This window comes from Kushneria sp. EE4 (assembly GCF_977968315.1).
In genome coordinates this window covers 1,161,329-1,182,483 of the sequence record NZ_OZ386212.1, presented here as the reverse complement: position 1 = coordinate 1,182,483, position 21,155 = coordinate 1,161,329, and the positions used below count along the sequence as shown (strand labels likewise).

The following is a 21,155-nucleotide window of genomic DNA, read 5'->3' as shown; positions in this document are numbered from 1 at the left end:
CTCTTGAAAGCCCGCCTTCAGGCGGGCTTTTTTGTGCAGGCGACTGCCTTCACGGGAGGCCAACTACGCAAGGACATGAAACTTATGTCAGACTTGCATTACAGTATTTTCAGCGACTTAAAGAAATGCCGTCGTGACTGACGCCGTCATTTCCTTTCAGGTACAGACGTGGAGCCCTCATATGACACACACCATCATCTTTGACACGGACCCGGGCGTTGACGATGCGCAGGCGATCGCGCTGATCATGGCCCACCCGGATATCGAGGTTGTGGGCCTGACCACTACCTTCGGCAACGTGCGTGTCGAAACAGCGACTCGCAATGCCCTGCTGCTGACAGAGCTGGCCGGTCAAACCATTCCGGTCGCCCGGGGCGCGGACTATCCGCTGGTGAAAACGCCCTACCCGGTACCGGCACACATCCACGGCGCCGACGGGCTGGGCAATCAGACGCTCAGCGAGCCTTCCGGACAGATCGAGCCCATCAGTGCCGCGCAGTTCATCGTGGACAAGACGCGCGAGCGTCCAGGCGAAATCACGCTGATGGCCGTGGGCCCGCTGGGCAATCTGGCCATGGCCATCGCGCTTGATCCTGATGTCATTAATCGCGTCAAACAGGTCGTCATCATGGGGGGCTCGGCGGCGCGTGGCGGTAATGTGACCCCGCAGGCCGAGGCCAACATCTTCTCGGATCCACACGCTGCCAAACGCGTTCTGACCGCTGGCTGGCCACTGGTCATGGTTGGCCTTGATGTCACGCTCGAGACGGTCATTACCCCCGATCGCATGGCGCGTATCGCCCAAAGCCAGGGTGAACTCGGCAAGGTACTGTCTGCAAGCTATGACTTTTATGCGGACTTCTATCGCAGTGCCATCGGCCTTGATGGCTGCTGCCCGCACGACAGCTGCGCCGTGGCTTGGCTTGTGCACCCGGAGCTTTTCGAGACCGTCACCGGCCATCTCGATGTCGTGACCGAAGGCGCTGCGGAAGGCCAGACCATTTTTGCCCCGGCAGAGCGTCAGTATGTCAGTGATCGCTGGTCACAAACGCCCACCGTTCAGGTCTGCATGAACGTGGACGGTGACGCCGTTTCCAGCTGGATCGAGCAGACTCTGACATCATCGAACGCATGATCGTCACGCCATGACAGGGAGGCAACGGTGAGCACAAAGGACAATGGTGACGTACCGGCCCTACCGGAGCGGGATCGGCCCTGGGCACTTTTTCTGGACCTTGATGGCACGCTGGTCGACCTGGTGGATCATCCCGACAATATTGTCGTGGATGAGGCGCTCAGAACGCGCCTTGAAACGCTCAGCACTCTTCTTGACGGGGCGGTTGCCGTCATCAGCGGCCGCGGCATTGACGATCTGGACAAACATCTGACTCTGCCCGGACTTGCCATGTCGGGCCAGCACGGCGCCGAATGGCGTGACAGCCAGGGCAATCGTCATATTGCTCAACATCATCAAAAGGCGCTTGAAGCAGTCCGCCAGCGGGTCAGTGAACATGTTGATCGTGATGACGCCCTCTATCTGGAAGACAAGGGGGCCAGCCTTGCCCTGCATTATCGCCATCGGCCCGAGGCGGGTGACATACTTGAGCCTGAGCTGACCGCTTTGATCGATGAATACCCGGAGACCCTGGAGCTTCATCAGGGCAAGTTCGTGTTCGAGATCAAGGGACAGGGATACGACAAGGGTGTGGCTCTGGAACGCTTTCTGGCCGCCCCGCCATTTGCAGACCGGTGCCCGGTTTTTATCGGTGATGACCGCACCGACGAAGACGGCTTTCGCATCGTCAACGCCCATCAGGGCCTGGCCATCAAGGTTGGCACGGGTGAGAGCATCGCCGCCAGCCGCTTGACCGACCCGAAAGCCGTTCATGAGTGGCTTGATCGATGGATTACGCTGCTGCAGCACTCATGAACGCATCACAGATTTCACGGAGGAAACCTTGAAGCAACTGATCGTGGTATCCAATCGCGTCCCCTCGCCCGACAAGGACAGCGGTAGCCAGGGCGGGCTGGCAGTAGGGGTCATGAATGCTCTGAGCCGTACACGCGGGCTCTGGATGGGCTGGAATGGTCAGCTGGTAGAAGATGCAGAACAGCACGACCCGGAAAGTTACGAAAACGAGGGCGTGCAGTTTGCTACCTTCCCGCTGACCGAGCAGGAGCATGAGCTTTTCTACGTTGGCTACTCCAACGAAGTGCTCTGGCCGCTTTTTCACTACCGCTCGGACATGGTCGAGTATTCACGTGAAAAGGATGCCGGCTATCAACATGTCAACGAGCGCTTTGCTCGTCAGGTCGCCGGGCAGGTATCGCCGGACAGCGACGCCTCTATCTGGGTGCATGACTATCAGCTGCTCTCGACCGGCCACTACCTGCGATCGATGGGCGTGGAAAGCCCGATCGGCTTCTTTCTCCACATTCCGGTGCCGCCGTGGGAGGTGTTTCGAATCCTGCCGCATCATGAGCGCATGATTGAACATCTGTGTGCTTACGACACCATTGGTTTTCAGACGGCTACCGACCTCAGACACTTTCTTGACAACGTCGAGCGCAGTGGCGTGGCTACCGTTGAAGGCAATACCGTTGTTTTCGATCATCGGCGCATCAACACGGGCGTTTTCCCCATCTCGATCGATGTGGATACCGCTCGCGAGATGGCGGAAAAGGGTGAGCAGTCCTCGCGCAGCAAACGCCTGAAGGATTCCCTGCAGGGCGGCCCGCTGATCATCGGCGTGGACCGTCTTGATTACAGCAAGGGGCTCTACAAGCGCTTCCAGGCGTTTGAGCAGCTGCTGGAAAACACCCATACACGCTATGGCAACGTGACCTATCTCCAGATTGCGCCGCTATCCAGAACCGGCGTGGAGCGTTATGCCAGCCTGCGTCGCGAGCTTGAGCGCATTGCCGGACACGTCAACGGCCGCTTTTCGACCTACGACTGGATGCCCCTGCGCTATCTCAACACCGGCTATGACCGCGAAACCCTGATGGGCTTCATGCGCCAGAGCCGGGTCGGGCTGGTCACCCCCTTGCGCGACGGCATGAACCTGGTCGCCAAGGAGTACGTCGCAGCTCAGGACCCGGAAGACCCGGGCGTACTGTTGCTGTCGAATCTGGCCGGCGCGGCTGAAGAACTTGACGGCGCCATGCTGTGCAACCCCTTTGATGTCGAAGAGATGGCCGACATGCTCGATGCCGCGCTGTCCATGTCACTGGAAGAGCGCAAGGAGCGCTGGCAGCGTCTTCACAAGGTGATCAGCACACACGACATTCATCGCTGGGGCGAAAGCTTCATCACCGCGCTGGATCAGTCTGCAACAGCCCGACACGCCAAAAAGCAGTAACCCTGCGCGGCGGGCTCGTCAAAACGCCATGTCGTCGGGACATGGCGTTTTTTTGACCGCTCTGATGTCATGGCCGCATCAACCGGTCTGAAACGCCGACCACTGCTGTGGCGCAATCTCCTCACTGGTAACCCGGTCCACGCGGCTGGCAGGCGGCCCCGTTTGAAGCCAGTCAATCAGGGCTGACACACTGTCGTCGCTGCCTGCCATACCGACCTCGACGCTGCCATCCTCAAGATTGCTGGCATAACCCACCACCTCGAGTTCACGAGCGCGCTGCGCCGTCGCCTGACGAAACCCCACCCCCTGAACATGGCCGACGACTCGAGCCTGCACATACCGCATGACACTCTCCCTGAGCAAATGATGTAGTGAAAGCCTGGCACAATGTTACTACGACGCCGCAGGCGACGTTTCAAGGCCCATTACATTGAGGCCTATTACATTTTGAGAAAGTCGCGCGGCAGTTTTTGCAACTGATGCCAGAGCCGCTCGACATCGGGCTTATGCACCAGCGAGCAGCGGTAAAGTCGGATATCCAGCGGGATATTCCACTTCTCGTCACCGGCGCGGACCAGCCTTTTGGACGCCAGCTCTTCGTGAATGCAGAAATCGGGGATCCACGCCATGCCCACCCCCTGTAGTGCCATACCCTTGAGTCCCTCTGCCATGGCGGTTTCGTAGATGGTACGAAGCCGCAGGCGAAGCGGGTCATTTTTCAACAGCATGTGAACGCTGCGCCCCAGAAAGGCACCCTGGGTGTAGGACAGGTGTGGAATGCTGTCACCGGCCTCGAGATCAAACAAAGGGTTGCCCTGCGCATCCGGCACGCATACCGGCAGCATGCAGACCTGACCGATGGAAAAGGAAGGAAATATCTCGCTATCAAGCTGCATGGTGGCGTAGGGATCATGATAGGCCAGCATCAGGTCGCAGTTGCCGTCACGCAGAACATGAATGGCGTCTCCCACATTCATCGCCATCAAACGTGTCGGCAGCTCGCCCACGCCCTTTTGCAGCCGGGAAATCCAGCGCGGAAAAAAGGCCAGTGCCAGAGAGTGCGCCGCTGCAATATCGAGCGCCTCATTGGCAATATTGAGCCCGCGCAGATGACTGATGCTCTCGTTGAGCTGCTCGACCAGACTGCGCGCCGTTACCAGAAAAAGCTGTCCCTCGGGCGTCAGACTCACGGGTGTGGTGGAGCGGTCGACCAGCATAACGCCTGTCGCCTGCTCGAGCGCTCGAATACGGCGGCTGAAGGCAGGCTGGGTAACATGTCGGCGGCGGGCGGCGGCGGAAAAGCTGCGCGTGGCATTCAAGGCCACGAAGTCTTCCAGCCATTTGGTTTCCAGATTCAACGCTTGTTACCTGCCTTGTTGATCAAGCCTGCCCCCTCAGGGCGCGAGGCCGCGATTCTAACCGCCCCGGGCCGGTAAGTGATAGGCTGCCCCTCCCGGATATGACACATTCCACAACAGCCAAAAAGAGACCACCTCATGTCCAAAAGTACGCATGCACGCGCCGGCATTCCCCTGTGGCAAAAAATCATGGCAGGTCTGGTTCTCGGCGTGATCGCCGGCTGGCTGCTTGGCGACCACGCTCAGTGGCTTGCCCCCATCGGCGAGCTTTTCATCAACGCCATCAAGATGCTGATCGTGCCGCTGGTTTTCACTTCCCTGATCAGCGGCATCGTTTCCATGGGCGACCCGGCCAAGATGGGCAGAATCGGTGGCAAGGCGGTCGCGCTCTATCTTTTGACCACCGCTTTTGCCATTACGCTGGGCATGCTTGCCGCCTCCATTTTTCAGCCCGGCACCGGGGTCGAAATGCAGATGGACAACAGCGTTTCGCCTGGTGAGGCGCCCTCCCTCACCGACATTCTTGTGGGTCTGGTACCGACCAATCCGATCAGCGCCATGGTGGAAGGCAACATCCTGCAGATCATCGTTTTTGCCATCGCACTTGGCGTGTCGCTGGTATTGATCGGTGAGCGCGGCAAACCGCTGATCCGGGTCATCGACTCGACTGCCGAGGCGCTCTACAAGCTCACTTCCCTGATCATGGCCTGTGCCCCGATCGGCGTTTTCGCCCTGATTGCGGTGGTCGCCGGTGAGTACGGCCTGAGCGTTCTGATTCCGCTGCTCAAGGTCATCGGGGTGGTCTATATCGCCTGCATACTTCATGTGCTGGTGGTCTACAGCGGTCTTCTCGCCGTGCTGGCCAGGCTCAACCCCCGGCGCTATCTGACCGGCAGTCTGGACGCCATCGTGATCGCTTTCTCCTCGGCGTCGAGTGCCGGCGCCCTTCCCGTCTCCATTCGCTGCGCGCGGGAAAAGCTCGGGATTTCACGAGGCGTGGCAGGCTTTGTGCTGCCGGTGGGCGCCACCATCAACATGGACGGCACCGCGCTTTACATGGGGGTTGTCGCCCTGTTCGTGGCGCAGCTGACCGGCACCGATCTGAGCACGGCCGACTATGTCATGATCGTTTTGACCGGCACACTCGCCTCGATCGGTACGGCAGGCGTACCCGGCGCCGGGCTGATCATGCTGTCGATCGTGTTTGCCCAGACCAACCTGCCGCTGGAGGCACTGGGCCTGATTGCCGGCATCGATCGCATTCTGGACATGGCAAGAACCGCCGTGAACGTATCCGGCGATCTAATGGTGACAACGCTTGTGGGCAAGAGCGAACGCGAGATCGATCTGGATATCTACAACGGCCGATCATCCGGTACCGCCACTGCCGGCCAGGCCGAGCATTAACCTGTCGGCAATGCTGTCCCCTCACCGATTACTGAATCGGTGAGGCCAGATACGCCGCCCGTGAGGCCAGCTTGTGCCACAGCGGGCGCTTGTCAATCTCCTGAAGAGTCACCTGCCGACAGTTGTCAAAATCGGCTTCAAGCATTTGCGCCACCTCTGCTGCAAAGGTCCGATCCGCCACATAGGCCGTCACCTCGAAGTTGAGACGAAACGAGCGGTTGTCCAGATTGACCGTGCCGACAGCGCTGGTGTGATCATCAATCAAAAAGGTTTTCTGATGTAGGAAACCGGGCTGATAACGGTATATTTTAACGCCGGCGCGAATCATGGCGCCGAGAAAGGAAAACGCCGACAAAAAGACCAGCAGGTGGTCCGGACGCTCCGGCATCATGACTCGTACATCAACGCCTCGAAGAGCGGCCAGCTTGAGCGAGTCCTGCACGCCCTGATCCGGCACAAAATAAGGGCTGGTCACCCAGAAACGCTCGTTGGCCTGATTAATGGCGTGCTGAATCAAAAGACTGGCCGTCTCCAGCGGGTCAGAAGGCCCGGACGGCACGATCACCACATGCTGTCGCGCCTCCCCCGGTGCCCGACGCGGGTGCCAGGCCAGCGACAAAATATCGCCACTCGCCCAGTGCCAGTCTTCCCAGAAGGATTCCTGCAGGCCCAGCACCGCCGGCCCGGTGAGCTTCAGATGGGTGTCACGCCAGTGGCCGTGCTTTTTGCTTTCGCCGCGATACTCAACGCCAACGTTGAGACCACCGACCCACCCCTGGCGTCCGTCGACCACCATGATCTTGCGGTGATTGCGAAAATTGACCTGAAAGCGATGACGCCATCCCTTTGATGAGCCAAAGGGATGCACGGCAATGCCTGCCGCGCGAAGCTCTTCAAAATAACGGTCCGGCATGGCGTGTGTGCCGATCTCGTCATAAAGAAAAAAGACGTGTACGCCGCGCTCGGCACATTCGATCAGCCGCCTTTTGAGCGCCTGGCCCAGCGCATCGTTGCGCACGATGAAAAACTGGATGAGGACGTAATCCTCGGCCTGCTCGATGCCCTCAAAAAGGCTCTCAAAGGTGTCGTGTCCGTTGATGAGCAGCTGACACTGGTTGTCACCGGTCATCGGCAGCATGGCCAGCCGTTCCACCGCGCGAAGCCGGGCATCCTCGGGATGGGCAAAGGCAGGTTCCACCAGGGTTCGAAACTGGTCCAGCACGCGGCGCAGTGACGTATCGCGTTGCTCGCGCGCCGAAACATAGCCGTAAAAACGCGGGCGCCCCAGAAACCAGTAGGCCGGGATGGCCAGATACGGGAAAGTGATCAGGCAGATAATCCAGGCGATGGCGCCCTGAGAGGTGCGGCTCGACATCAATGCCATGAGGCCTGAAAGCGCCCCCAGCAGATGCAGACAGATAATGAACAGGCCGCCCAGCAAGGCTGTCATGTGGGGTACCACCCTTGTTATTAAAGCAGTGGGCGGAGCATAACCCACTATGATATAGGGGTCATTTCTCCTGGCGGGCGTTTACGTGCAGGACGGAGTGTCATGCTGACACCGCGGACACAGATACAGCCGGCGCGATGACACCATAATCCTCTCGATGGGCGTGCCACAGGCGTGACACGGCAGTGCAGCGCGATTGAATACCGCATGACGCCAGCGCCCTCTTGGCTCGCCGGCCTCGATCATGGGGGCACGCCAGCATTCAAGGTTGGTCACACCGGCATGGCGCCAGGCGCGCGCCGTCACCTCCAGAATCTGCTCGGCCAGCCGCTGACGCTGTGAAACGTCAAGGTCCATGGGCCGATAGCGCTCGTGCAGGCCCGCAAAAAACAAGATCTCCGAGCGCAGGTAGTTACCGATACCGGCATAGAAATGCTGATCCAGCAGTAGCGCGCCCAGCCGACGTCGCATGAAACGCGGGCTTTGAAGGCGATCGATAATATCGTCGATGCACACGTTGTGCGTGAGAAGATCGGGACCAAGCTTCGAGAGAAACGGGTGCTGATCGAGCGCCTCGTACCGCCACAGCGAGATATCAGAAGCGCTCATCAGCCACGCCGAATGGGTCGCGGTACTCAGCCTCAGTCGCGGTGAGCGTTTACCGGCAGGTTCGCTGTCACGGCGCATGATGCGCCAGACGCCGTAAAGCTGGTTGTGCGAGTAGATGACATGGTCATCCTCGAACCGGGTCAAAAGCGCCTTGCCCCAGCTGTCAACGCCGGTCACTTTCTGCCCCTTTAGACGCGCTTCGAAAGGCTTGAGATGATCGAAGGCAAACCAGATATCCTCGATGGTGTGACCCGCCAGCACCTTGCCCAGCCGGTCGGCGACACGTCTTATTTCAGGCCCTTCCGGCATGTGATGACATCCGTTGTCAAAACCAGCAATGAATACAAGGACCGCCCGCCCCATATCCCGAGGCGGGCGTTACATTGGCTACTTCAGCTCGATCAAGCGCGCATTAAGCGTTTGCATCTGATCACGCAGCGAAGCGGCCGTTTCAAACTCGAGATTCTGCGCGGCTTCGTGCATGCGATCCTCGAGTTTTTTGATCTCACGATTGACGTCATCAAGGCTCATCCGGCCGATGGCTTCAGGCGTGTACTGCCCCTCGTCTTCGGCGACCTGACGGTCCCCCTTGCGCTTGCTGCGACGGGTGCCCGGCGCCTGAGCGGCCTCCATGATGTCCGCCACGTTCTTGGTGATGGTGCGCGGTGTAATCCCGTGCTGTTCGTTGAAGGCCACCTGTTTTTCACGACGACGCCCGGTCTCATCCATGGCCCGCTGCATTGACCCCGTAATGCGATCGCCGTACAAAATCGCCTTGCCATGGGCGTTACGCGCCGCCCGGCCGATGGTCTGAATCAGCGAGCGCTCGGCACGCAAAAAGCCTTCCTTGTCAGCATCCAGAATGGCCACCAGCGAGACTTCGGGAATATCGAGACCCTCTCGCAGCAAATTGATGCCGACCAGCACATCAAACTTGCCCAGTCGCAAATCGCGAATAATCTCGACACGCTCGACGGTATCGATATCGGAGTGCAGATAGCGCACCCGGATATCATGCTCGGCGAGATAGTCGGTCAGATCCTCGGCCATGCGCTTGGTCAGCGTCGTGACCAGCACGCGTTCACCCACTTCCACGCGCGAGCGCACCTCGGAGAGCAGATCATCCACCTGAGTACTGGCCGGTCGTACCTCGATTTCCGGATCAACCAGTCCTGTCGGGCGCACCACCTGCTCGACCACCTGCCCGGCATGCGCTTCTTCATACGGCCCGGGAGTCGCAGAAACAAAAATGGTCTGCGGCAGGATCGCCTCCCACTCTTCAAACTTCATGGGGCGGTTATCGAGCGCCGAGGGCAGTCGAAAACCGTATTCGACCAGCGTTTCCTTGCGCGAACGGTCACCCTTGTACATACCGCCTACCTGCGGGACGCTGACGTGGGATTCATCAATAAATACCAACGCATCGTCAGGCAGATAGTCGAAAAATGTCGGCGGGGCGTGACCCGGGTCGCGCCCGGAGAGGTAGCGGGAGTAGTTTTCGATGCCGTTGCAGTAACCCAGCTCGAGCATCATTTCGATATCGTAGAGCGTTCGCTGCTCAAGACGCTGCGCCTCGACCAGTCGGTCGTGATCACGCAGGTACTTGAGCCGTTCGGCGAGCTCTTCCTTGATCGACTCGATCGCACCGAGAATCGTGTCACGTGGGGTGACATAGTGCGTTTTGGGGTAGATCGTCATGCGCGGCACCTTGCCACGCACTTCACCAGTCAGCGGATCAAACAGGCTGATGGTGTCGATCTCGTCATCAAAGAGCTCGATTCGCACCGCCTCGTCCTCGGCATCGGCCGGGAAAACATCGATGACATCCCCGCGCACGCGGTAGGTACCACGACGAAAATCGGTATCGTTGCGCGTGTACTGCAACTCCGCCAGCCGGCGCAGGAAGTCGCGCTGGTTGATCAACTCCCCGCGGGTAAAGTGAAGACGCATCTTCAAATACTGATCCGGATCTCCCAGACCATAAATGGCCGACACCGATACCACGATCAGCGCGTCGCGACGCTCCAGCAGCGCCTTGGTGGCCGACAAACGCATCTGCTCGATATGATCGTTGACCGAGGCGTCCTTCTCGATGAAGGTATCGGATGAGGGTACATAGGCCTCGGGCTGATAATAGTCGTAATAGGAGACGAAATATTCTACGGCGTTGTCGGGGAAAAACGACTTGAACTCGCCATAGAGCTGCGCCGCCAGCGTCTTGTTGGGCGCCATGACAATGGTGGGACGCTGCAGGCGCTCGACCACATTGGCCATGGTGAAGGTCTTGCCCGAGCCGGTCACACCCAGCAGGGTCTGATGCGCCAGCCCGGCATCCAGTCCCTTGATCAGCCCGTCGATGGCCGCCGGCTGATCACCCGCCGGCTTGTAGTCGGAGGCAATGCGGAACTCACGATTCATGCGCACTCCGTGCAGGTAGCGAAGAGGTTCAAATAGGCCGGGCCAGCGCATGTGCGGTGGCCGATGGACGGCGTTACCGCCGAAAGCGTAGTCGATAGACAAGGGCTGCGGGGTAACGGATAAGCGTCAGAGCTGACGTTTACAGACCATATGATGGCAGGCAGGCAGTATTACAAGGCATGTCCCGCCGAAGCAGCGACACGCCCTGTCATAAAAAAGGACAGTTGCCCTGGAGGGTTTTCAACGGGTCGACTCAGGCGCCACCCAGATGCGCTCGCGTGTCGATGTCGATCTGACCCGAGGTCATCAGCTTCTGGATCGGACACTGCTGTGATGCCTCCAGAAGACAGTCACGAGCCTGGGCACTCAGATCACCAATCAGACCGATATCAACCTGCAGTCGATAGTGTCCGTCACGCTCGTCACTGCTGTCGCGAGTAATACGAACGCTGACACCATCCAGCGGCATCTCCTTTTTGCGGGCATACATCAACACGGTCATCGCCTTGCAGGTAGCCAGCGAGATGTCGAAATAATCATGCGGGTCCGGCGCGCTCGCCTCGTCGCCGACGCTGGCAGGCGCATCCGCATAAAGCGCCTCATGATCGTTGAACACGATGCGCTGTCTCAGCGCGCCCTCACGCTCGGTCTCGATAAGAATACTCATCGTTGCCTGTCCTCCCGGGGCGTAATGCTGTCCCGTTTATTCACTGCTGCGGTTTGAAGGCCTCAACGTTTTGACGAGAACCCCAGTTTTTCGATGACCTCGACCACTCGTCCCGGCTGAACACGCCCTTCCACCTCGAGCCACTCGCGCGCTACCTGAACGGTATCCACGCCATCAAGCTCCATCAGGGCCGTGGTCAGCCGATTGACGTCGTCGGAATCCTTGAGGCCACTGAGGGTAAATGTTAACGCCATGACGTTCCTGTCTCCTGGTAGTAATGCAATGATTGCAGCTGCTTGTAAAGTGGTGCCTTCGCCCAGATATGCTCTTCATATGAAATCGGCGTTCAGGCAGACCAACCCTGCGTCATTGCCATCGTTTGCGCAAATTTTTCTGGAGTCACCATGAGCGATCCGCATCGCCAGACCTTTCTGCAGCATCTATCGGACAACCAGACACTGCCCTCCAAAACAGACGCCGACATCGACCTGCAAAACCATGCGGCCCTCGTCTCTCTGGAGGATCGGGTTGTACTGGAAGTTCGCGGACCGGACAGCGACCGTTTTCTCCAGGGGCAGTCGAGCGCGTCCACGGCACATGCCACCGAAACCATCGCGCCCCCCACGGTCTTTTGTACGCCCAAGGGACGCGCCATCGCCAACGCACAGCTCATCAAGGCCGCCCCGGAGTGCTACTGGCTGCTGCTGGAACGCAGCATCGCCGACGCCCTGCATCAGCACCTGGCCAAATACGCCGCGTTTTACAAGGCCGAACTGACTCTGCGCGATGATCTGGCCATTGCCGGTCTGGCCGGTCACAAGGCCGGCGATGTGCTTGAAAAGGCACTGCCCGATCTTCCGCAGACTACGTGGGGCGTTCGTGTCAGCCCGGATGACGCGATGGCGGTAACCCGACACCCTCACGAGACGACGCGTCTGATCGTGATCGCACCGCCGGCGCGAATTGCTGAACTGATTGGAGAGAAGTACAACGAACTGACGCTGGCACCTGCCACGTTATGGCAACGCCTTGACATCGAGGCCGGTCTTTTGTGGCTGGACGAGCGTCAGCGCGAAAAGTGGCTGCCCCAGATGTTCAACTGGGAGGCACTGGCGGGGATCAGCTTCAAAAAGGGTTGCTACACCGGCCAGGAGGTGGTGGCGCGGGCGCACTATCGCGGCCAGGTCAAGAAACGCCTGATGCGGCTATCCGTACCGGGCGAAGACGCACTCGCGCCGGGAACAGAGGTAATGGATGCCACCCGGGAGAAATCGCTGGGGGAAGTGGTTCTGAGCGCACCGACGAACAATGCTCATGTTGAGCTGCTGGCCATCATGACTCTGAAGGAGGACATGCCGCCCCTGAGTATCAACGGTGAGACTGCCCAACTGATGACGCTGCCCTACGCACTGGAGCGGCTGGACCCGGAAACCCTGTCCGACTGAACAGGTCAGTATCGCCGGGGCACGCCCCGGCGACGCGCGTTATAACGTGGGCGAGGCCGTCGATTCCGGCGGATCGATCACGGAGGTGCAGCTGGGGCAGCGCGTGGCTTCAATCGAGATGGGTGTGATGCAGAAAGGACAGTTGCGTACGGTCGGCGCTGACGCCGGCGCTTCATCCTTGCGGGTACCCAGCTCGCGAATGCGGTGGATATTGCGGATGAGCAAAAAACAGACCATGGCCACCAGCGTGAACGAAATCATGGCATTGAGGAAGATGCCGTAATTGATGGTCACCGCGCCGGCAGCCTGCGCATCCGCCAGCGTATTGTAGGGGCCTGCCGTCTGCGCCCCCTCTTTTAGCACCGCAAATAGATTGGTGAAGTCGATACCACCGGTAATCAGACCCAGCACCGGGGTAAAGACATCCCGTACCAGACTGTTGACGATGCCGGTAAAGGCCGAGCCGATGATGATCCCCACCGCCAGATCCACGACGTTGCCCTTGACGGCGAAGTCGCGAAACTCCTTGATAAACCTTGGCATGCCACGCCCTCCCCGGGCTCAAACGTATTATGGATGACCGGGTGCCAACGAATTCGCCGGCCACCCTGTCACTGTTACCCGCCCTACTATAGCCAACGAACCAGACAGCGCCCTGGCGGGCCGCCGCGCGTCTCAGTGCTCTCGCGTGGCATCAAAGGAGAGATCGGGCCAGCGCTCTTCCATCAGCTGCAGATTGACCCGGGTCGGCGCCAGATAGGTCAGATGTCCGCCGCCATCGATGGCCAGATTGGTGCTGACCTTGTTGCGCAGTTCATCGAGCTTGCGCTCGTCGCCATGAATCCAGCGGGCCGTCTGTACGTTGATCGGCTCATAGAGACAGTCGACCTTGTATTCATCCTTGAGACGATGCGCCACCACGTCAAACTGGAGCATGCCAACCGCTCCCACGATCATGTCGTTGTTGTCCAGCGGCATGAAAACCTGGGTTGCCCCCTCTTCGGAGAGCTGCTGGAGGCCCTTCTGGAGCTGCTTGGTCTTGAGCGGGTCTCTCAGGCGCACGCGGCGAAAAAGCTCGGGCGCAAAATGCGGGATACCGGTGAAACGCATCTGTTCACCGCTAGAGAAGGTATCGCCAATCTGGATGGTGCCGTGGTTGTGCAAGCCGATAATGTCACCGGGCCAGGCCTCCTCGACGTGCGCCCGGTCAGCAGCCATGAAGGTCAGGGCATCGGCAATCTTGACGTCCTTTTTGATGCGCACATGGTGAATCTTCATGTTGCGCTCGTACTTGCCGGAGCAGACACGTAAAAAGGCGATGCGATCGCGGTGGCGCGGATCCATGTTGGCCTGAATCTTGAAGACAAAACCGCTGAAGCTGCCATCCTCGGCGGTGACCTCACGCAGATTGGTCTCGCGCGGCTTCGGCGAGGGGGCGTACTCGACAAACCCGTCGAGCATCTCACGCACGCCGAAATTGCCCATGGCCGTACCGAAAAAGACCGGCGTCAGCTCGCCGCGACGGTAGGCCTCCAGATCAAACTCGTGGGAGGCGCCCTGAACCAGCTCGATCTCCTCACGCAGCTCGGCCGCCTGAGCGGCGCCCAGCGTTTCATCGACCTGCGGATTATTGATCCCCTCGATTTTGACATCCTCGGGGATACGGTTGCCCTGACCCTGCTTGTAGAGATGGATCGTGTCATTAACCAAGTGGTAGACGCCGCGGAAGTGACGCCCCATGCCGATTGGCCAGGTGACCGGGGCACAGGCAATATTAAGCACGGTCTCGATCTCGTCCATGACCTCGACGGGATCTCGCGTATCGCGGTCCATCTTGTTAATGAAGGTCAGAATCGGCGTTGTCCGCAGCCGGCAGACCTCCATCAGCTTGATTGTACGATCCTCGACGCCCTTGGAACCGTCCACAACCATCAGGGCAGAGTCCACCGCAGTGAGCGTGCGATAGGTATCCTCGGAGAAATCCTCGTGCCCGGGCGTATCCAGCAGATTGACGATGCGCCCCTTGTAGGGGAACTGCATGACAGAGGTGGTCACGGAGATGCCACGCTCCTGCTCCATCTTCATCCAGTCGGAGGTGGTCGTACGCTCCTGACGCTTGCTCTTGACGGCGCCGGCCACCTGAATGGCGTTACCAAACAGCAGCAGCTTTTCAGTAATGGTGGTCTTGCCCGCATCAGGGTGGGAAATGATGGCAAAGGTTCGGCGAAGACTGGCTTCCTGGGCGATCCGGGTATCGGTCATGGGTGCTTCAGTAGTCATTATGTACACAGTCTGTACGTGAACGGATTTGCCCGCATTCTACAGGCAGTGCCAGCTGCGGGGATAGAAGGCCCGACGCATCGCCCATGTCAGATCGGTGCTGCAAACGTTAAAAGACCGACCCTTGTGGGGTCGGCCTGAACGAGGCACCGGATCGCTGATGAGTTCAGCGTCAGGGCTGATAAGGCGGTGTCTGCTCCGGTGGCACCTCGGGCGGCGGCTGTGACGGCGGGGGATCCTGCAGGGGCGGATCCTCCATCGGCGGCTCCTCGATCGGCGGTTCCTGCGGCTGCGGCGGCTCCTCCGGCGGGGAGTGCGGCTGCGGATCCGGTGGCTGAACCGGCGGCTCGCTCATGGACATACCGGGCGCATGGCCGCTATCAACGCGAGATTGCATCATCATGATTATCTCCTCCTTCGAGGCACAAGGCAGGGCGGGCGTGTCAGAAAGACAGCGGGTGCCCACCCTGCTCTTTTCACGTTAGGCACAATAGCGCCATCACGCCAGTAATCCGGACGGCGGGGCGGCGCCTGCCATTCTTTACTCCACGCCCCTGGGATGAGTGCGATATCATGGACACACAACGCTACATTCTCTGCTCCGGACTCTCATGACGCAGGCGCTACTGCTGACCACACCGGCCCGCAATCTGGTACGACTGACCATTGCCCGGGGTATTACCTGGACGTGCTTTCTGGTCGTGATCCTCTTTGGCATCGAGGTCATGAACTTCAAGCTCAGGGTCGTGCCCATTATTGCCATTATCGTCGCCATGGGGCTTTTCAATGTGGCCACCTGGTGGCGGCTGGGCCGAACGCGCCAGGTCACGGATATCGAATACCTGATCCATCTACTCATCGATGTGTCAGGCCTGACCCTGATCTTTTACTACACCGGCGGGGCCACCAATCCGGCCATCACCTACTATCTGATTCCCGTGGCCATGGCCGCTGCCACACAGCCCTGGCGACACGCCTGCATCACGGCCGCTTCGGCGCTTGTGGCCTACTCGATGCTCATGCTCTTTTTCGAGCCGGTGCCAGAGCTTCGCCACACGATCGGCGACAGCCTTTTGACCCTCAATGTGCTGGGCATGTGGCTCAATTTTGCCCTGTGCGCCGGGCTGATTACCTTTGTGATCTTTCGCATGGCCGATACTCTGCGCCAGCGCGACAGGATGCTCTCGCGCACGCGGGAGGCAGCGCTTCGCAACGAGCAGATTCTGGCCGTGGCAAGCCAGGCTGCGGGGACAGCTCATGAGCTGGGCACGCCGCTGTCGACCATGATCATGTTGATCGACGAGATGAAATCCGAGCCCGTGTCCGACACCCAGCGCGCCGATCTTGACCTGCTGCGCAGCCAGGTCGACACCTGCAAGCGCCACCTTCGTGAACTGGTGGCCAGCGCCGAACGTCGCCAGAGTGACCCGCCGGCACGCGTCAACGCTGCTGACTGGCTTGAAGCGCTGATTCAGCGCTGGCTGGTCATGCGCCCGGATGTCACCCACAAGCTCCACATTGACCATCGCTCGATTCCCCTGATGGCCGATCCCACGCTGGATCAGGCCATCATGAATCTGCTCAACAATGCCGCCGATGCCAATCCGCACGATATCGCCATTACACTGAGTGAAAGTTCGTTCAAAGAAGACGTGCGCCAGCTCGTGATCTCGATTGTTGACCACGGCCCGGGCATTTCCATGGAGATTGCCAGCCGCATGGGAGAAAGCTTTATCTCCGGGCAGTCGCGAGGACTGGGCATCGGTCTTTTCCTGACCCACTCGACGCTGGACCGCTTCGGTGGCAGCGTCAGCCTCTATAACCAGACCGAAGGGGGCACGCTGACCGAGGTCAGGCTGCCACATCCGGATACTGATCCGGCCTCGCCCGCTTCACTCTCACAGGAATGACACGTCATGCACGAAAAGGCTTCCTTTCTGGTCGTTGATGACGACCCTGTATTTCGCCAGATCATGGAGCGCGCCCTGACGCGCCATGAGTTTGATGTCATGGTGGCCGCGACCATCGAAGAGGCGCGACAGCTCGCACAGCGTCGCCCACCGGAATACGCAACGCTGGATCTGAAACTCGAGGAGAGCTCCGGGCTGCAGTTTCTGCCGAGTCTGCTCTCGATCAGCCCGGCCTGCCGGGTCGTGATACTGACCGGCTATTCGAGCATCACCACCGCCGTCGAGGCGATCAAGCTGGGCGCGGTAAACTATCTCTGCAAACCGGTTGAGGTCAGCGAGGTGCTACAGGCACTCGATGCCCAGGAAGGCAATCCGGATGCTGAAATTGCCGAAAATCCGCCGTCCGTCAACCGTCTGACCTGGGAGCACATCCAGCGTGTGCTGCAGGACAACGAGGGCAACATCTCGGCCACCGCTCGCAGTCTGGGCATGCACCGGCGCACCCTGCAGCGCAAACTGCAAAAACGACCGGTCAAGCGCTGAGCATTGACGCACCAGCGATTCATCTTTCACGACCACACCCGACAGGAGTCTGCATGACGCTCGAAGAACGCCTTGAAAAAGCCACCCGCATCGCCCACGAAGCAGGACGTCGTATCAGGGCGGCACGTGAAGGCGGCAGCCTGCAGCGCAACATCAAGCATGGCAACGAGCTGGTCACCGACATCGACGTTGCCGTTGATCGCTATATCAGCGAGCAGCTGGAATCGCTGTTTCCGGGCGAGGCCCGCCTGACGGAGGAGCTTTCACCGGAACGCCACAACCTTAGTGATGAACAACCGCTGTGGGTTGTCGACCCCATTGACGGCACCGTCAATTTTGCCCATGGCCATCACCATGTGGCGGTCTCTATTGCCTGGGCCGACAAGGGGCGCGTTCATGTGGGCGTCGTGCACGCACCGTTTCTGAACGAAACCTTTACCGCCATTCGCGGCAGCGGTGCCTGGTGCAACGACGAGTCGATCTCGGTCAGCGCCACGCGTGAGCTTGACAACTCATTGATCGGCACCGGTTTCCCCTATGACCGTGATGCGCGCTTCCCGCTGCTCAGACGTTTGCATGCCGTGCTGGAAAACTGCCGCGACATTCGCCGCAACGGGGCCGCGGCACTGGATCTGTGCGCCGTCGCTTGTGGCCGGCTGGATGGCTACTACGAAAGCTGCTCTCCTTGGGATTTTGCCGCAGGGCTTTTAATCGCGCGTCAGGCCGGCGCCCGCACCGGCCATGTCTATGACTGCCCGGAAGGGATCTCCACCGAGCTTTATGGCGAGAACCTGCTGGTCTGCACACCGGAGATCTACTCTCCTCTGAAAGCATTGATCAAAAAGGCCGACAGCGGACAATACCGCTGATTTACCGTCACCAGCACGACTGATCGTTCGGGCAGAGGCCATAACGCCTGTGCCCGGGCTGATGCACGGGTCTGCCCCTTTCGGAACGCACTGCCATGCATTTTTTGCTTGAAGCCACCGTCATGCTGGGCGCCGCCGTTCTGGCGGTACCTCTGTTCGCCAGATTCGGCCTTGGATCGATACTGGGCTATCTATGCGCCGGGCTGATCCTGGGGCCCTCGATCAGTGGTTTTATTGCCGATCCCGAATCGGTACTGCATTTTTCCGAAATCGGCGTGGTCATGCTGTTGTTCGTGATTGGCCTGGAGCTTGAGCCCGCCCGGCTCTGGCGTCTGCGCGGGCGTCTGTTCGGTCTGGGGAGTCTGCAACTGCTGCTGACCGGGCTGTTGCTTACGCCACTGGGGTTCATGCTGGGGCTTGGGCACAGCGCTTCAATCATGCTCGGACTGACACTGGCACTGTCCTCCACCGCCTTTGCCCTGCAGCTTCTGACCGACCATCAGCATCTTGCCAGCCCGCACGGCCAGACCGCGTTTGCCATTTTGCTGTTTCAGGATCTGGCCGTGATTCCCCTGCTGGCCCTGATGCCTATTCTTGCCGGCAATGCCGGATCTGAAGACGCCAATCTGTGGCTGGATATTGCCACCACCACCGCCATCGTTGCGGCCACGCTGCTGGTGGGCCGTTTCGTCTTTCCGCGCGTGCTGCGTCTTGTAGCGCGCAGCGAAGTTCATGAAGTTTTTACGGCCGCCGCGCTTTTGATGGTGCTGGGGACCGCCTGGGTCATGGAAGAGGCCGGCCTTTCCATGGCTCTCGGCGCCTTTTTAGCCGGCGTACTGCTGGCGGACACCCCCTATCGCCACGAACTCGAAGCCAACATCGAACCCTTCAAGGGCATTTTGCTCGGCCTGTTTTTCATCGCGGTCGGCATGTCGGTCGATCTCTCGCTGGTCATGCACAATCTGCTGACTGTGCTGGGCATCACGCTTGCCATTTTAGGGGTCAAGATACTGGTGCTGTGTGTGGTCGGGGTCATCGCACGCCTGCCGCGTCAGAACATTCCACGCCTGGCCGCCGTAATCGCCCAGGGCGGCGAGTTCGATTTTGTACTCTTGACCACGGCTGTGGCCGCCGGTGTCTTTGAACAGCGCATTGCCAGTCTGTGCATCGCCGCCGTCACGATCTCGATGGCCTGCACGCCCTTTCTTTACACGCTGGGGAGCCGCCTCGGCGATCGTCTCAAACCCACGAAAAGCTGGGACAACCAGTTCCCCGATGATGATCCACCGGTCATCATTGCAGGTCTGGGGCGCTTTGGTCAGATGGTGGCGCGCGTACTCAAGATGCAAAACGTGCGCTTTACCGCACTGGATCCCAACATCCGTCAGGTGGAATTTATCCGCCAGTTTGGCTCACGCATCTATTACGCCGATGCCACCCGACTGGAGCTGCTTCGCTCGGCAGGCCTGGATCGCGCGCGCATGCTGATCATCTGTGTGGACGACGAACAGGCCGCCCTGACCATTGCGCGACTGGCGCGAGACAACTATCCCGACCTGAGCATTCATGCCCGTGCCCGCAACCGCCATCACGCATGGCGTTTGCAGGAGCTGGGTGTGGACGTCGTCGTCCGGGAAACCTTCGCAGCCAGTCTCGAACTGTCTCAGGAGGTACTGGTCGGGCTGGGCTATCCCAGCGCCAGCGCCAGTCAGGCGGTCAGAACCTTTCGCGATTTTGATACCCGCCTGTTTGAAGAGTCCTATCAGTATCGCGACGATAATGCCCAGCTTCTCGAAAGCGACCGGGCCGCCATCGAAGAGTTCTACAAGCTCTTTCAAAGTGAAGAAAGACCGCATCGGGAAGCGCCGCGGCAGCCAGGCCGTGACACGGATGAAACGGGCCCGCGGCCCCCGGGGCCGGATCAATAACGCCTTATGGCACTGCTACGCTGTGTAGATATTTTCTCATGTCGACACAAAAGGAGCGCGTCATGGCGTCATCAACCCCTCAGGAAACGCTCGAGGCATTGGGCATTAGTGCCACGGCCTCTCCCGAACCCCTCGGCGGCGGCGATATCGGCCAGGTCTGGCGTGTCGCCACCGCGCAGGGAGAGGTGCTGGTCAAACACGCCGCCCCTGAAGGGCTTGAAGCGGAAGCCGACGGTCTCAAAGCCCTGCGTGAAGCCGATACCGGACTGGTCATTCCCGACATTTTAGGAGAGCTGCCCGGCGCACTGGTCATGACCTATCTGCCGCCGGCCCGCCCCGACCGGCAGGCGCATGAAGCCTTCGGCCGCGGGCTGCGCGCCCTGCATGCCCATACCAGCGGCAAGCACGGCTGGCACCGCGATAATTTTGCCGGCACCACACCACAGATCAATACCTGTCATGACGACGGTCGCGTCTTTCAAAGGGAATGCCGCCTGCTGCCGCTGGCGCAAAAGTGCCTGCAAAAAAAGCGCATGGACCGTGACGTACACGAGCAGCTTCTCAACGTTGCCGAAGCGCTTGAAAGCTGGCTGCCGGATGCCCCGGCAAGCCTGGTACACGGGGATCTATGGTCCGGTAACGTGCACTTCAGCGCGCTCGGGCCGGCTTTGATCGACCCGGCCATCTATCGTCACTATCCCGAGGCGGATATCGCATTGCTCGAACTTTTCGGCAGTCCTGCCGATGCCTTTTACGAGGCCTACTGGGACGGCAGCGCACCGGAAGACTGGCCGCGTCGGCGCATCCTGTTTCAGCTTTACCCGCTTTTAAACCATCTCTATATGTTCGGCGGGAGCTATTACCAGGGGGTGCGCTCCGCCCTTGCCCGGCTGCCCGGCGGCTGATGAG

At 59.7% G+C, this 21,155-nt stretch carries 20 protein-coding genes; 10 read left to right on the top strand and 10 right to left on the bottom strand.

Features of this window, described 5'->3' with window-relative positions; all coding sequences use genetic code 11:
* Nucleotides 1–181: 181 nt before the first annotated feature.
* Genes ACXMYO_RS05395 through ACXMYO_RS05385 form a run of 3 tightly spaced genes read left to right on the top strand, consistent with a single transcriptional unit; the run spans nt 182 to nt 3,362 of the window.
* Nucleotides 182–1,135 carry a nucleoside hydrolase gene (locus ACXMYO_RS05395; protein WP_438767315.1) on the top strand — a complete coding sequence of 318 codons (954 nt, stop codon included), beginning with the start codon at nt 182–184 and terminating at the stop codon, nt 1,133–1,135.
* Between the two features lie 27 nt (nt 1,136–1,162).
* Nucleotides 1,163–1,930, top strand: a complete 768-nt coding sequence (gene otsB, locus ACXMYO_RS05390; protein WP_457808042.1) for a trehalose-phosphatase — start codon at nt 1,163–1,165, stop codon at nt 1,928–1,930.
* 28 nt (nt 1,931–1,958) lie between these two features.
* Nucleotides 1,959–3,362: an alpha,alpha-trehalose-phosphate synthase (UDP-forming) gene (locus ACXMYO_RS05385; RefSeq protein WP_457808041.1), complete on the top strand. Its 1,404-nt coding sequence runs from the start codon at nt 1,959–1,961 to the stop codon at nt 3,360–3,362.
* Between the two features lie 78 nt (nt 3,363–3,440).
* Here the strand turns inward: ACXMYO_RS05385 and yccX are convergent, their stop codons facing one another.
* Together yccX and ACXMYO_RS05375 are read right to left on the bottom strand one after the other, a co-directional pair.
* Nucleotides 3,441–3,707, bottom strand: a complete 267-nt coding sequence (gene yccX / locus ACXMYO_RS05380) for an acylphosphatase (RefSeq protein ID WP_457808040.1) — start codon at nt 3,705–3,707, stop codon at nt 3,441–3,443.
* Nucleotides 3,708–3,802: 95 nt separating this feature from the next.
* Nucleotides 3,803–4,720, bottom strand: coding sequence for a LysR substrate-binding domain-containing protein (locus ACXMYO_RS05375; protein WP_438767311.1), 918 nt, complete (start codon nt 4,718–4,720; stop codon nt 3,803–3,805).
* A 138-nt stretch (nt 4,721–4,858) separates the two neighbouring features.
* Here ACXMYO_RS05375 and ACXMYO_RS05370 point away from each other — a divergent pair, with 138 nt between their 5' ends.
* A complete protein-coding gene (locus ACXMYO_RS05370) occupies nt 4,859–6,127 on the top strand; it encodes a dicarboxylate/amino acid:cation symporter (RefSeq protein WP_457808039.1) in 1,269 nt (422 codons plus the stop codon).
* 28 nt (nt 6,128–6,155) lie between these two features.
* Here ACXMYO_RS05370 and cls read toward each other — a convergent pair whose 3' ends face one another.
* From cls to ACXMYO_RS05345, 5 genes are all read right to left on the bottom strand, one after another.
* Nucleotides 6,156–7,577, bottom strand: a complete 1,422-nt coding sequence (gene cls / locus ACXMYO_RS05365; RefSeq protein ID WP_438767309.1) for a cardiolipin synthase — start codon at nt 7,575–7,577, stop codon at nt 6,156–6,158.
* 81 nt (nt 7,578–7,658) lie between these two features.
* Complete coding sequence (gene nei, locus ACXMYO_RS05360) at nt 7,659–8,495, bottom strand: endonuclease VIII (protein ID WP_457808038.1); 837 nt, start codon at nt 8,493–8,495, stop codon at nt 7,659–7,661.
* Between the two features lie 78 nt (nt 8,496–8,573).
* Nucleotides 8,574–10,604, bottom strand: coding sequence for an excinuclease ABC subunit UvrB (uvrB, locus tag ACXMYO_RS05355; protein WP_438767307.1), 2,031 nt, complete (start codon nt 10,602–10,604; stop codon nt 8,574–8,576).
* Nucleotides 10,605–10,857: 253 nt separating this feature from the next.
* Nucleotides 10,858–11,271, bottom strand: coding sequence for an OsmC family protein (locus ACXMYO_RS05350; protein WP_457808037.1), 414 nt, complete (start codon nt 11,269–11,271; stop codon nt 10,858–10,860).
* Nucleotides 11,272–11,333: 62 nt separating this feature from the next.
* Complete coding sequence (locus ACXMYO_RS05345; protein ID WP_115853187.1) at nt 11,334–11,525, bottom strand: heavy-metal-associated domain-containing protein; 192 nt, start codon at nt 11,523–11,525, stop codon at nt 11,334–11,336.
* 150 nt (nt 11,526–11,675) lie between these two features.
* Between ACXMYO_RS05345 and ygfZ the strand changes: the two genes are divergently transcribed.
* Complete coding sequence (gene ygfZ / locus ACXMYO_RS05340) at nt 11,676–12,716, top strand: CAF17-like 4Fe-4S cluster assembly/insertion protein YgfZ (RefSeq protein WP_457808036.1); 1,041 nt, start codon at nt 11,676–11,678, stop codon at nt 12,714–12,716.
* Nucleotides 12,717–12,755: 39 nt separating this feature from the next.
* On the opposite strand, the gene mscL is transcribed toward ygfZ, so the two are convergent.
* From mscL to ACXMYO_RS05325, 3 genes are all read right to left on the bottom strand, one after another.
* A complete protein-coding gene (mscL, locus tag ACXMYO_RS05335; RefSeq protein WP_457808035.1) occupies nt 12,756–13,259 on the bottom strand; it encodes a large conductance mechanosensitive channel protein MscL in 504 nt (167 codons plus the stop codon).
* A 132-nt stretch (nt 13,260–13,391) separates the two neighbouring features.
* Nucleotides 13,392–14,978: a peptide chain release factor 3 gene (locus tag ACXMYO_RS05330; RefSeq protein WP_438767303.1), complete on the bottom strand. Its 1,587-nt coding sequence runs from the start codon at nt 14,976–14,978 to the stop codon at nt 13,392–13,394.
* Between the two features lie 190 nt (nt 14,979–15,168).
* Nucleotides 15,169–15,399, bottom strand: a complete 231-nt coding sequence (locus ACXMYO_RS05325; protein WP_457808034.1) for a hypothetical protein — start codon at nt 15,397–15,399, stop codon at nt 15,169–15,171.
* Nucleotides 15,400–15,607: 208 nt separating this feature from the next.
* Between ACXMYO_RS05325 and ACXMYO_RS05320 the strand changes: the two genes are divergently transcribed.
* The 5 genes from ACXMYO_RS05320 to ACXMYO_RS05300 all read left to right on the top strand — a co-directional run bounded on the left by ACXMYO_RS05320 (nt 15,608) and on the right by ACXMYO_RS05300 (nt 21,151).
* On the top strand, nt 15,608–16,906 hold the full coding sequence (locus ACXMYO_RS05320; RefSeq protein WP_457808033.1) for an ATP-binding protein: 1,299 nt from the start codon (nt 15,608–15,610) through the stop codon (nt 16,904–16,906).
* A 6-nt stretch (nt 16,907–16,912) separates the two neighbouring features.
* The gene (locus tag ACXMYO_RS05315) at nt 16,913–17,449 is read left to right on the top strand and encodes a response regulator transcription factor (RefSeq protein ID WP_438767300.1); all 537 of its coding nucleotides are present in this window, start codon (nt 16,913–16,915) and stop codon (nt 17,447–17,449) included.
* Between the two features lie 53 nt (nt 17,450–17,502).
* On the top strand, nt 17,503–18,318 hold the full coding sequence (locus ACXMYO_RS05310) for an inositol monophosphatase family protein (protein WP_457808032.1): 816 nt from the start codon (nt 17,503–17,505) through the stop codon (nt 18,316–18,318).
* 95 nt (nt 18,319–18,413) lie between these two features.
* The gene (locus tag ACXMYO_RS05305) at nt 18,414–20,246 is read left to right on the top strand and encodes a monovalent cation:proton antiporter-2 (CPA2) family protein (RefSeq protein WP_457808031.1); all 1,833 of its coding nucleotides are present in this window, start codon (nt 18,414–18,416) and stop codon (nt 20,244–20,246) included.
* A 62-nt stretch (nt 20,247–20,308) separates the two neighbouring features.
* Entirely contained in the window at nt 20,309–21,151 is an 843-nt protein-coding gene (locus ACXMYO_RS05300) for a fructosamine kinase family protein (RefSeq protein WP_457808030.1), read from the top strand.
* Nucleotides 21,152–21,155: the final 4 nt, after the last annotated feature.